The 12,443-nt window shown below is 43.7% G+C and carries 12 protein-coding genes and 1 pseudogene; 7 read left to right on the top strand and 6 right to left on the bottom strand.

Features of this window, described 5'->3' with window-relative positions:
* Window positions 1–60: 60 nt before the first annotated feature.
* Window positions 61–483: an IS200/IS605 family transposase gene (tnpA, locus tag F6J90_RS20305; RefSeq protein WP_293097358.1), complete on the bottom strand. Its 423-nt coding sequence runs from the start codon at window positions 481–483 to the stop codon at window positions 61–63.
* Window positions 484–560: 77 nt separating this feature from the next.
* On the opposite strand from tnpA, the gene F6J90_RS20310 reads away from it, so the two are divergent.
* Window positions 561–1,781, top strand: a complete 1,221-nt coding sequence (locus tag F6J90_RS20310; RefSeq protein ID WP_293097889.1) for a transposase — start codon at window positions 561–563, stop codon at window positions 1,779–1,781.
* Between the two features lie 36 nt (window positions 1,782–1,817).
* On the opposite strand, the gene F6J90_RS20315 is transcribed toward F6J90_RS20310, so the two are convergent.
* Window positions 1,818–2,552 carry a class I SAM-dependent methyltransferase gene (locus F6J90_RS20315; RefSeq protein WP_293097361.1) on the bottom strand — a complete coding sequence of 245 codons (735 nt, stop codon included), beginning with the start codon at window positions 2,550–2,552 and terminating at the stop codon, window positions 1,818–1,820.
* Window positions 2,553–2,629: 77 nt separating this feature from the next.
* Here F6J90_RS20315 and F6J90_RS20320 point away from each other — a divergent pair, with 77 nt between their 5' ends.
* Window positions 2,630–2,869, top strand: coding sequence for a hypothetical protein (locus F6J90_RS20320; protein ID WP_293097364.1), 240 nt, complete (start codon window positions 2,630–2,632; stop codon window positions 2,867–2,869).
* A 281-nt stretch (window positions 2,870–3,150) separates the two neighbouring features.
* Here F6J90_RS20320 and F6J90_RS20325 read toward each other — a convergent pair whose 3' ends face one another.
* Entirely contained in the window at window positions 3,151–4,611 is a 1,461-nt protein-coding gene (locus F6J90_RS20325; RefSeq protein WP_293097367.1) for a sodium/glutamate symporter, read from the bottom strand.
* Between the two features lie 240 nt (window positions 4,612–4,851).
* Between F6J90_RS20325 and F6J90_RS20330 the strand changes: the two genes are divergently transcribed.
* From F6J90_RS20330 to F6J90_RS20340, 3 genes are all read left to right on the top strand, one after another.
* Window positions 4,852–5,040: a hypothetical protein gene (locus F6J90_RS20330; protein ID WP_293097370.1), complete on the top strand. Its 189-nt coding sequence runs from the start codon at window positions 4,852–4,854 to the stop codon at window positions 5,038–5,040.
* The gene (locus F6J90_RS20335) at window positions 5,018–5,473 is read left to right on the top strand and encodes an NUDIX hydrolase (protein ID WP_293097373.1); all 456 of its coding nucleotides are present in this window, start codon (window positions 5,018–5,020) and stop codon (window positions 5,471–5,473) included. Before F6J90_RS20330 ends, F6J90_RS20335 begins: the two co-directional genes overlap by 23 nt.
* 90 nt (window positions 5,474–5,563) lie before the next feature.
* Window positions 5,564–6,229 carry a PEP-CTERM sorting domain-containing protein gene (locus F6J90_RS20340; protein ID WP_293097376.1) on the top strand — a complete coding sequence of 222 codons (666 nt, stop codon included), beginning with the start codon at window positions 5,564–5,566 and terminating at the stop codon, window positions 6,227–6,229.
* A gap of 993 nt (window positions 6,230–7,222) precedes the next feature.
* On the opposite strand, the gene F6J90_RS20350 is transcribed toward F6J90_RS20340, so the two are convergent.
* The gene (locus F6J90_RS20350; RefSeq protein ID WP_293097379.1) at window positions 7,223–8,164 is read right to left on the bottom strand and encodes an alpha/beta hydrolase; all 942 of its coding nucleotides are present in this window, start codon (window positions 8,162–8,164) and stop codon (window positions 7,223–7,225) included.
* 226 nt (window positions 8,165–8,390) lie between these two features.
* Here F6J90_RS20350 and F6J90_RS20355 point away from each other — a divergent pair, with 226 nt between their 5' ends.
* The gene (locus tag F6J90_RS20355) at window positions 8,391–9,290 is read left to right on the top strand and encodes an AraC family transcriptional regulator (protein ID WP_293097382.1); all 900 of its coding nucleotides are present in this window, start codon (window positions 8,391–8,393) and stop codon (window positions 9,288–9,290) included.
* A 1,207-nt stretch (window positions 9,291–10,497) separates the two neighbouring features.
* On the opposite strand, the gene F6J90_RS43645 is transcribed toward F6J90_RS20355, so the two are convergent.
* Window positions 10,498–10,617 (bottom strand): transposase, encoded by a 120-nt coding sequence (locus tag F6J90_RS43645; protein ID WP_366513791.1) that lies wholly within the window; start codon window positions 10,615–10,617, stop codon window positions 10,498–10,500.
* 214 nt (window positions 10,618–10,831) lie between these two features.
* Between F6J90_RS43645 and F6J90_RS20360 the strand changes: the two are divergent.
* A pseudogene (locus F6J90_RS20360) lies at window positions 10,832–12,116 on the top strand (transposase).
* 16 nt (window positions 12,117–12,132) lie between these two features.
* Here F6J90_RS20360 and F6J90_RS20365 read toward each other — a convergent pair.
* Complete coding sequence (locus tag F6J90_RS20365; protein WP_293097385.1) at window positions 12,133–12,336, bottom strand: MATE family efflux transporter; 204 nt, start codon at window positions 12,334–12,336, stop codon at window positions 12,133–12,135.
* Window positions 12,337–12,443 lie beyond the last annotated feature (107 nt).

The following is a 12,443-nucleotide window of genomic DNA, read 5'->3' on the forward strand; positions in this document are numbered from 1 at the left end:
GATCACAATAATTTGACTAAAAACCCTGAGGGCGCAAGCCCCTGGATTCTATCCATGGAGTTAGCCCGAACAGGAATTTATTCCCATTACCTCTTTTTGATTTTGCACATACCGTTTGATTGTCTCAAGTGGAGCACCTCCAACTGTGGATATAAAATAGGAATTAGTCCACAAAGTAGGTAGTCGGCTTTTTAGATGGGGGAACTGCTTTCTAAGGTAACTACTGGTTGCACCTTTAAATCGTTTTACTACTCTGTGGATACCAAACTGTGGAGCGCATTCACAAAGTAGATGAACATGATCAGGCATCACCTCTAATTCGATAATTTCGACTTGAATCTCCTTCGCTATTTGGTGGAGGAGTTCTTTTAGTTTTGCTTCCACCTCTTCCACTAGTACTGGTCTACGGTATTTAGGACACCACACAACGTTGTATAAACATGAGTATACAATGTTGTTGTTATATTTAAATTTATTTTTCATTTTGTTCTGGACATTATCTAGTTAGCGTGTATATACTATAAAAGTACACGAAAGATAATGTCAAGGAGGTGATCAGAGTGTTAGCAATGGAGTTCAAGGCCGTTCTTAGTAAATCCCAACAGAAAGCCGTAGACGAAGCTATTCGTACATCTAAATTCGTGCGAAATAAGGTCTTGCGCTACTGGATAGACAATAAGGGAATCGGCAAGAAAGAACTCTATCGCTACAACACTCAATTGCGAGATGAGTTTAAATTTGTAAAAGATCTCAACAGTCATGCTTGTCAGGCTTCCGTTGAGAACGTAGAAAGGGCTATTAAGCGCTTCTTTGATAATTGCCAGAAAAAAGTCCCAGGGAAAAAGGGTTACCCAAAATTTAAGAAGCATTGTCGTTCTGTTGAATATAAACAATCTGGCTGGAAGTTATCACCAGACAAGAAATCTATTAAGTTCACCGACAATAAAGGTATTGGCAGAATCAAACTCAAGGGAACTTGGGACTTATGGTGGTTTGATTCGGCAAAGCCGACGCTACGCGAACAGAAGCTAATTAAACGGGTTCGCATTGTTAAGAAGGCCGATGGTTACTACGTCCAGTTTTGCGTCAAGGTAAACAGGAGTGAAGAGTCAAAAAATACTGGATGCGCTATTGGATTAGATGTAGGACTAAAAGAGTTTTATACTGACTCCGATGGTTATTCGGAACCTAATCCTAGGTTTTATAGAAAAAGCGAAAAACGTGTAAAGTTCTGTCAACGCAGGCTTTCCCGAAAGAATAAAGGCTCAGCCAACCGACAAAAAGCCAGGAATAGACTAGGTAGAGCACACCTCAAAATAAGTAGGCAACGTAAAGAACACGCCAAGAGACTGGCGCGTTGCGTAATCCAATCTAACGATTTGGTCGCCTACGAAGACTTGAAGGTAAAAAACTTAGTTAAAAATCATTGTCTTGCCAAGTCTATTAATGATGCTGGTTGGCGTCAATTTCGGGAGTGGTTAGAGCATTTTGGTCAAAGGTTTAACAAGGTAACCGTTGCAGTTAATCCAGCCTATACGAGCCAAAACTGCTCTGAATGCGGTGAGGTAGTCAAAAAGTCTCTATCGACTAGGACTCATACCTGCAAGTGTGGTTGCAACTTAGATCGCGACCACAATGCCGCCAAAAATATACTTAATAGAGCCTTGAGTACGGTGGGGCACACCGAAACTTTCAGAAACGCTTGGGGAGATCTGGCCTCTACTTTTCCTGATTCCGGTCTGGTTAAGCAAGTCAGTTCGTTGAACCAAGAATCCCCCTGATTCCATCAGTGGGGAGTGTCAACCAGGTACTTGATTCTACTGCCTAGGTTCCTCTGTTGTTGCCACTACCCCTCCAAATACTGCCATACCATAATACTTCCAAGGCACTGCCACCGAGGCAAATCCAGCAGTTGTCAGCATTTGTAAATGGGCATAAGTGGTGGTAAAGCGATCAGGACCAGAATAACCCTCAGAGATACTGGTTCCGAACTTAGCGCGAACTTCTGCTAGGGTCGTGCCCTGACTTTGCGCCCAATCCTCTCGCCTTTCCTGGTAAACTTCCTTGAGGGCTGGTGATTCTGGCAAAACCCGGTCAGCATTCCAAAACACGCCCCCTGGGTTGAGACTTTTCCGAATTCGCTGAAATAACTTCAGCTTAATCTCATCGGTAAGATGATGGATCGCAAAAGAGGAAATACAGACATCAAATTCTTCTGGTAATGATAAGTTGTAATTTGCCCAGTCACCAAAATCTCCCTCGTAGGCTTTCCATCTATTGCTATATCCAGCATCCTCAATTTTTCCACGGGCAAAAGCTAGCATTCGGGGGGAATAATCTACCGCAATTACTTCAGCATTCCGACAGCGATCAAGGATTTTCAAACTTGTTTCGCCAGTACCGCAACCTAGATCCAGAATTCGCTGGGCAGAAGGAGGAGTACAACGGGCTAAAACATCCAGAATTTCATCATAGCGAGGCATTAGCTGGCGAATGCCACTATCGAAGTTGGCAGTATCTGCAAAAACTTCTCCTTGAAAAATCTCTTTCATCAAATTAATCTTGGTATCTAGGACTACTAATATAGGGCTTGGTAGACGAATAAAGTATACAACCAGTGTTTAATTTAATGCAACGAACCTCAATTAAATCAAAACCTAGATCACGGAGTTGGGCGATCGCTTCCACTGTCTTGCCAGTGCGATGCTCCTTGGCCTTGGCCTATTGGCCACGCTACGCGAATGGGCCACGCTACGCGAATGGAGCCGCTACGCGATCGCATTTAAGCTATCAGCGTGTCGCGTATCAGCGTGTCGCGTATCAGCGTGTCGCGTATCAGCGTGTCGCGTATCAGTCAAAAGGGCTGTAGCCACCCTACCGGAAAAGTTTATGCCCATAGCGCACGCTACACAGAACAGCTTTTGAATAAAATAAGCTGACGGCTGACGGCTGACGGCTGAATGCTTACGATTGCATTATCTTGTCGGTTGGGTTGAGGCAACGAAACCCAACATCATCTCTGGCTTCTGTTGCCTTGATTTATTGGATTTCACCAAGCTCAACCCAACCTATATTTTATGCCGTGAGTGCTGGTCAAAAATAGCAGAAAATTAAGCAATAGGCAACGAGCTATTATCACAGACTAACCCTTCATAGATTAGCTTGCCTGACAGTCTTTCTCATCCGCTTAAAGTTCCACAGACCAAACATTAACCAGAATGCTAGTAATCCTGTGGTTAGCAGTAACACTACCGATGGGCCAAATTGCACAATCAGTGCTGGTGCAGCAGCAGTAAATAAGCCACCGCCTACTATTGGTTCAAAAAACAACTGTTTGTAGGCGAAACTCTCAAAAGCACCGGTATGGTTATCTGGGTCTACCATCTGGATCAACAAGATACCAGTTGCTGTCACTCCCATGGATTGTCCCATATCCCCGATGCCACGCTCAAACCAGTATCTGGGGAGTATACGGGGTGCCAGGAAAATAAATGCCCAGATGTTCCAGACGATGCCAGCGATCGCAAGAATTAAAAAAGGCAGGAGGTTGTTTCCCAGCACTCTTAGGGAAATCGAGGCTAATGCGGTCACAATTACCACATCTAACGCGACGCCAGAGATGCGCTCCTGCAAGGGTCGAATAATTAGTGACCCTAGTCCTAGACGCACGGTTACGACTTGGACAATCAAACCACCAATTAGTGCCATGGGAAACAGAGGCACATACTCAATTACTTGAAAGCCACCGGCTCCCCAAGTCACTGACTCAATGAACTTGAGCACTGCCAGGATTAGCCAGCCGATTGCGATCGCAACTCCTACAAAAGCAAGGTTCAATGACAGCGGATCGATCAGTAAACCATCCATTAATCTCGCTCTGGTTAACCTGACTTCCGTAGGTTCTCGTTGAATTGTCTGTTGAATTGTCTGTTGAATTTTATCCCGAAACTGTTGTGGGTCTCTGGTGGCAGGGCTGGGCTGGATGTAGCCCTTGCGCCTCCCCCAGCTTGCTAGCCAGGTACCTGCGATCACCCCTGTGACAATACCGACTGTAGCCAAGCCTAGAGCCAAGTCACCACCGTCGTTAAAACCGAGTTTTCTAAAGGTATTGGTCATGCCAGCAGCAGTGCCGTGACCGCCTTCAAAGGCAACTTCGATTAATGCACCTGCGATGGGATCGACACCGAATATCGGACTCAAGACTAACAGAACTAGCAGCAGTCCAATCACATATTGTCCCCAGGCCAAGGTTTGACCGAATGCTACCTGAGGTGCCGCTTTGCGCCAAATTTTTATGGGACTGGGAATAGCTTCACCTAAAAATAAGGCGGCGAAGACAATATTGATAAAAACACCAGGAGACTGAGACCAAACTGTTGCCATGGTTTTGGGAAACAAACCCCCAGCCAGTAAGGAATCTGTACCTGATAGGCTAGATGCGATCGCACCCAATACTCCTGGTCCGAGTAACAATGCTACTCCCCCAGCAATAACCGATTCTGGTAGATAAAGGGATTGAAACAGCCGAACTCTCTGTTTGAGAAACCTGCCGATCAGGAGTAAAATCCCGATCATGATCAAAGCAAATAAAGCATTGATGAGCGTAAACATAGCACCTTCCCCTCAGTGGGATAGTTACACCACCGAAGTCAACTGCCTCTGGTAACTAAAAATTTGAAATTTGACGGTAAAGCTTTGACGGTAAAGCTTTAACAGTAAAGCATCGTCGGCGAGTTGAGTCTATCGTGGTGAGGCTGAATAAAAGATTATTGTAGCTCAGGCGAGAGAGAAAATTCCGTCTAGTCTCTAGTTTTTGGGTCAGGCTAAACTGCTATAGCAATCCTAAATGAATTGTCAGAATTTATGATCGGAAGTTCCCTGTTCCCTGTTCCCTGTTCCCTACTCCCTACTCCCTACTCCCTACTCCCTACTCCCTACTCCTACTCCCTACTCCCTACTCCCTACTCCCTACTCCCTTTGCTATATGATAAATACTCAACCAGATTTGATCTAACCCATGACTTCTACTCAATACCGTAATCCTGCTCCCACTGTTGATATCATTATTGAACTAATCGACCGACCCCATCGACCGATTATTTTGATAGAACGGGAGAATCCCCCCCTAGGCTGGGCAATTCCCGGTGGATTTGTAGATTACGGCGAGTCCGTAGAAACAGCAGCGGTGCGGGAAGCTAAGGAAGAAATCAGTTTACAGGTTGAACTAATTGAGCAATTACAGGTGTATTCCGACCCTAGTCGTGATGCCCGGAAACATACCATTAGTATTGTGTTTTTAGCTACAGCAACTGGTGAACCAAAAGCCGCTGATGATGCTAAAAATTTGGGTATTTTTCACCCTTGGGAAGTGCCATCTAATCTCTGCTTTGACCACAACAAAATTTTGCAGGATTATTGGAATTATCGTCATTATGGAATTAGACCTAGGCTATCTGCGGAAGTGATACAGTAAGTCATCAAGTAGGAATACATTGAACTAACCTGAATGCAAACATCAGCTTGTAATCCTGATCATTAAGCAAAGTTTAAGGATTACACACTCATGAACATCAAGCCCTCTTTAATGGCAGCTGCTACTGTAACCATCGCTGCTTCTACATTGACCGCCATCTCTGCCGAAGCGGCTGCTCTTGACTTCCATATTTCTCCGTTTACCGGTGATCAAGCTAAAGTCAAAATTACTTTAGAGCAAGTTGGCAATGATGTTAAGTTTAACTTTGAAGTGACTGATACCTTGGCCGACATCACTGGGGTATTCTTCGATATTAACGACATTTTCAATTTAAACTCAAATGATTTGAGTGTTACTGGCAATTATGTGGGGGATTTGAAAACCAATACTAGCAATCTTGGCGGTGGTGTCAATCTGACCGGTGGTGGTCCGAGCAACCCTGGCTCATTCGATTTTGGTGTAAAGATTGGCACCAATGGTATCGGACGTGATGATATTAAAGCCACTAGCTTTACCCTATCTCACGCTACAGAAGCCTTAAATCTCCATATGTTTGAGCAGCAAAAGTTTGGAGTGCGTCTGCAAAGTGTAGGGTCTAATCGTGAAGGCAGTAGTAAACTGACAGGAATATCCCCTATAAAAGTTATCCGCCCCTCTAATAGCAAACCAGTTGGTGTACCGGAACCCTCCACTGTACTGGGATTAGGCTTATTCGCTGTCGGTATAGCTGGCACACGCCGCATTGTCAAAACCTAAGGAGTTGATATCAATAAAGCCGCTTTTGTCTTGGATATTACCAATAGCAGAGATCAGTTTCTGTAATCGTAGAATTGGAGAGATTAACTAAGTGCAGGGTGTATCTACTTTTCCTTGGGACCGGGAAACAACAATGACTAGGACAAGCCTCCCTGCTGATAATATCATATTAGGATATCACATTTTATATAGCAATTATCATAGCTATGAGGTACATAATTTCGGGATTTTAGGGAACAGGGAACAGGGAACAGGGAAGAGAGAAGAGGAAATAAGAAATAGGTAATAGCGATACGCTGCATCAAGACAGGGAATCAAAGTCAAAGAAGACTGTGCCTCATAACTGCGAGAAACGCTATAGTTTACAGATAGCTTTTAGAACCTTTAGCAATTGAATAGAACTCTCAGATTCCATCAGGTTCAGTAATGGCATCAGCTGATAAGTTGGGTAAGTTTCCTGCTGCAGATAAACAAACTGATAACGTAATCCATTCGTCACTAGCCCCCATAGGGATTTTTGTTTAAAATGTTACCCTTATTATATCAAAACCATCTAAAATTTAAACTAAAGGATAGTAATTATATTTTAGTAAATATTGTAGTTATTATGCTACAATCAATCAAAACAGAAAGCCATTGAAAAGTTAGCCAATGCTTTACCTCTTGGAATAAAGTTTGAAAGTAAAAGAAAAAGACTACAGCGCTTCTTGATGCAGCCGCTCATGGGGGTTTCCCCCATGAGCGGCTGCATCAAGACAATGAATCGAGAGTTAATTTGGGACTGTATCTTTCCTTAGTTAATTGGCATCAAAGCCTTATATAGCAAGCTTTTCATGGCTCATGTCACTCCCTCAGCCATGTCATACCAAATCCGGCTTACAGAGAACCCTTTCTTATTGATAAAATACTGATATACATAAATCTTAAATGATAATAAGCTAGCTATCTCAACAGGATTTAGTATCAGTATTAATTTCAAGGCAAAATTAGCTTTTAATGTTTTTGAAAGAATGTATCTATTGCTGTGATAGCACGATCTACATCTGCATTGATGTCATAGAGCGACACATGACTTGCACCTGAAATCTCAACCAGCTCTTTCGGTTCGCTTGCAGCCTCATAAAATCTTACTGTCAATGAGCCAGTATCCTGTAATGCCTTCTCACCGTAGATACCGATGTAGGGTGTGTAAAGATAGGGTGCATAGGACTGAGCATCAGCTAGCATTGGTGTTTCCAGCAGAAAAGTTGGCGACTTGTGAGAGTAGTTAGGATAGGTTTCAGCTCCAGCCCGTTTGGTCATGTAGAACTCATAGCCTTCATACTGAGCTGATTTTTTGTCGAGGGAATCGAGATCCAAACTTTCCATACCAAGGCCATCGATGTATTCGACTTTACCCGTTTCATAAAACTTTTGCCGTCCCGCATTTGCTGTTGCGATGGTAGCGCAAACAGTTTCACGGTCCATCGTTTTGAAATAACTTGTTTGATTACTCATCATGCCAGAGACGGTTGCGATGGCTTTGAGCCTTTTATCTGTAGTTGCCACCAGGGCCATATAGCCACCACTGGCGCACATGCCAAGGCCAAAAAGGCGATCTCGATTAACAAAGGGTAAGGTGCCCAGAAAACTAATCCCATCGCGGATGCTTTCCATCTTAATGTTGGCGTTCTCATAGTTGCGAATTTCACCTTCACTGTCACCATAGCCAACGTGGTCGAAGGCTAAAGCAACATAGCCCCTCTCGGCCAGCTTGTGGCAATAGATCGCACCACTCTGTTCCTTGACCTGATTGAAGGGAGGCGAATAGATAACAGCTGGATAGCTGTTAGAGGGATCAAAGTCTCTAGGAACATATAGATTAGCAGCTAGAGTATATCCCTGGCTTTTAAAGGAAATCTCGTTTTTTCCGGGATTAAGGATCAGATTAAACATGTTTTATTCCTATCTACATAGTTTGATTAGCAGAGTCTTCAGCACGATTTTCAGGACTTCTCCACAGAGCATTTATGACCTTAGAATGTGCCCCAAGCGCTCTGCGTCTACTTGCAGATTAATCCCTTGGAATCTTCTAAAACAAGCCTATTCCTCTCATTTTTTTGCCTATTTATCTCAGAGAAGGATCAATATAGTCAAAATAAGTCATCCTAGATTCATGAATATGTGTAATATTGTCGATCTTATTAATCGTCACGCAAGTTCCGAGGGCGTAAACGATACCCCTATTGAGGGATTACAACTGTTTCGAACGAGTCACCTTGTGGAACGATTGCCAGGGGTATACGAACCTGGCATTTGCGCCATTGTCCAGGGTAGGAAACGAGCATATTTGAACGGCACAACGCAAATCTATGATAAGAACCAATACTTGTGCTGTACGCTGCCTCTTCCTGTAGAGGCAGAAGTGATCGAGGCATCACCGGAAAAACCCCTACTTGGTCTTTGGTTGGGCATTGAGACTCCCACAATGTTTGAAACTGTTATTGACATGGCAGCTATAGACAGTTCCAGCACCTCCAGTACCGAAATAGTACCTGGGCTAACTGTGGCCAAATGGGATAACGAATTTACGAAGGCACTTCAGCGCATCCTGGAATTGCTAGATGATCCTGTTGCCCTCAATATACTCGGCAACGGTAGGCTTAAAGAACTGATGTTTGCCGTTCTTCGAGGCGAGGCTGGGTGCTCGGTTTACCAAGCATTTGGTGGAGGAATGCAGAAAATATTGCGAGCCTTGACCTTCCTGAGAGCCAATCTTCATGAAGCTATCTCGATTGACGAGTTGGCCAAGGAAGCAGGCATGAGCCGCGCAGCGTTTCACCGCAAGTTCAAGGAAATCACGACTTATTCCCCTATTCAGTTTATTAAGCTTCATCGCCTCAATGATGCATCCAGGCTTATTGTGAGTGGCTCTACAGTTGCTGAGGCCGCATATCAAGTGGGTTACTCTAGCCCATCTCAGTTTAGTCGAGATTTCCGGCGGTATTTTGGCCAATCCCCTCGCCAGTGGCAGGGCTGTTCCATTCTTGATGCAGCGCGGTCATGGGGGGAACCCCCATGACCGTAATCGTGCGTTTTCCGTAGGCGAATTTAATTCGCCACGGGTCGCACCTCTGCATCGCTTATAGAAGAAAAAGGTTTATAGTCAAGCAATAGCCCGAAAAAATGGCAGAATTCCCATAATATACCCAAATCCTGGAGAAAAGCTTAATCGACTAGCGTGCCCATAGCCCATAAGCTAAATGCTTACAATCTTCGAGGTCAGAATTCAGTATTGCCAAGGGAGATCCGGTGACTTGCTGAAAAGCCGGGATTGATGATCGTGATTTTTTTTTGCATCATAGAAGTAACTCCTACTTGGTTGGGAGGAAAGCCGCGCTGGTGATGATTAACTGGCATGCTCAGCGCGGTTATTAGTATCGGTGTTTACCTTCTATAGTATAGATAACTCCTCGGAAAAATGCAAGGTTTAATTAAATTTATTTACATTTATTTACAAAAACTTGTTTTAGGGATTTAAGTTACTATTAGTTAACGTTTTTATTGGTAAATAGTTGAGTGACATTCATAGTTGATATTGGAAAAAATATTAGGAATTCATCATTGATATTGACATCCAAAAGGTTTTGCCAGCTGCCGAAAACTCTTTTGTTATATAGATTTTTTAAATTAGGTGAGGTACATGTTTTTAGGAACATTCGGAGCAGGGAGCAGTGAAGTCAGAAGGTAAGCCTATGGGCACTTATCACAGGCTAGAAGCCTGTTCCACCCACGCTACGCTAACAGCTGTCAGCCGTCAGTGGTCAGCGGTCAGCCTTGGCCGTTGGCCACGCTACGCGAATGGCTGAAAGCTGAAAGCTGAAAGCTGATAGCTGATAGCTAACCTCAAAGCTGACCCATACCAGCAGACACTGAATTTTTCTCTAACGCTGAAACAGTTTTGATATTACAGGTTTTCTGATTCCAGATATATGCCCCTAAGCCAACAGCTAGGTTAGAAATACAGGCAGCAGCAAAGATACCATTCACCCCAACCTAAACAGGTAAGGGGTCTCCCGTTATACCCGGAGGGTTAGCGGGAGACGGGGCTGTGTGCGGAACCTGCGTCCGCACACAGCCCCTTGGGAATTACCTGACGGGGTATTTTGGCGCAAGGACATAGCTCTTTAACTGTTCGACCGTTACGCCGCCACAAGAAGCTACAAAATAAGATCCTGTCGGTGAAAACTTTTTTGTCTGGTGTAAAACTGTTTCAAGTAATCAGAGAATCAGTAACGAATCAATCTGCTGGTTACAGTCTTTATATTTGCTATCAACTTGACTGGAGCAACTTTAGGATTAAGGTCAACAAGTAAGTGAATATGGTCTTTATCACCGTTGAATTCCACGCTTATTGCAGTCCCATTTGACGCAAGTATCAGAGCAGATTTGCTTTAACCTGTTCGCGCAGCGTGGCCTACGGCCTCATCAAAATTTGCTCTGATATGACTTGTCGTCTGTACTTGGTTACTAGTACAATATGTACAGTAAAATGATAAAATGACCTGTTCTATCTTGTCTAGTTATTTTTAATAGTTTGACGATAAATGCTACAATAAAACCATGATACTGACTTACTGCTACCGAATCAAGCCAAGTCCTGAACAAATCGTCACCATGGAAAGATGGCTCGAATTACTGCGCCGCCATTGGAATTATGCCTTGGGACAACGACTTGATTGGCTTAATCGGACTCGTTCCCCGATTGACAGATGTAGCTTGATAAGTGAGCCGATTGGTAAAATTCCAGAAGAGGTAAATTACTACACTCAACAGGCAGCCCTAAAGGAAACAAAACAACTGTTTCCTGAATACAAAAAAATTTACGCAGAAACTCAACAAGTCAATCTACAAAGGCTTAATAAAGCCTGGGACAGATGGAGGAAACCTGACGCAAGTGGGAAACGAGGGGGAAGACCTCGTTTTAAAAAACCTGGAGACCTTAGATCTTTTGTATTTCCCAGGATCAACAATTCTAAAGCTGGGGCGCACCTGGTTGATAGTGTTTTGAAGCTAAGTCGAATCGGATCAATGCCTGTCGTAATGCATCGACCATTACCTAAAGGCTTCATCCTCCAACAATGCACTATCGTCAAAAAAGCTGATGGCTGGTATTGTTGTATTTCGATGAAAGATGATACCGTCCCTGAACTGTTACCTGTAGATTCAGTTAAATCTGCCGTTGGTATTGACGTTGGTTTAGAGAAATTTCTGACTACATCTGATGGAGAAGCAATACCTATTCCTCAGTTTTATCGGAAAGCTCAAGACAAGCTAGCTCAAGCCCAAAAAGTAATGTCACGCCGTGTCAAGGGTTCTAATAACTGGAAAAAAGCCAAACACAAAGTAGCCTTATTACATCTTCATTTAACCCGGTGTCGGAAAGAATTTCATTATCAGGTTGCTCATTGGTTGTGCAGCAAGTACGAGCTAATTACTTACGAGAACTTAAACATCAAAGGACTCGCTCGAACTAAACTGGCAAAATCAATATACGATGCGGCTTGGGGGTGTTTTCTGGAAATATTGCAAGCAGTAGCGGTAAGACGCGGTTTGTTAGTCCAGGAAGTCAACCCACGGGGCACAAGTATCGAATGTTTTAATTGTGGCTCTAGAGTCGAAAAAAGTTTAAGCGATTCGGCGAAGCCGACGCTGCGCGAACGAGTTCATTGTTGTTCCAGTTGTGAAATCAAAATTGATAGAGATTGGAACAGCGGAATTAATATCTTAAATCGTGGATTATTGGCGGTTGGACTGCCGCTTAATGGCTGTGGTAAATCGATACAGGATATTGAGGAACAGCAAGTCTCATTCGTGAGTAAGAGCGCGCCTACATCATAATCTTTGATTTTATGTGGGAGTAGTCACAATAAGCAAAATAGGAAACTCAGACGCAAGGCTTGATGGACACGGAGGTATTTTTTCGCCCCCCAGTTTTGCCCTACAAACGGTCCAATGCTGGCAGAGAGTGCAATTAGAACAATCTGGCTAAAGGATTCTACTCGTGAGGCAATACCAAAACCTGCGACTGCGATAGTTCCGTAACTGGCTAGTAACCCAGTGATCACACCAATAGATATGGGAGCTGATATATCAATCTCTGTAGGAATTGAGATAATTTTGCTCCCTGTTCCCTTTGCTATAGCATTTGTATTTGAGATGTAAACTGAGAAGG

It is taken from the genome of Moorena sp. SIOASIH, assembly GCF_010671925.1.
Taxonomy (GTDB): domain Bacteria; phylum Cyanobacteriota; class Cyanobacteriia; order Cyanobacteriales; family Coleofasciculaceae; genus Moorena.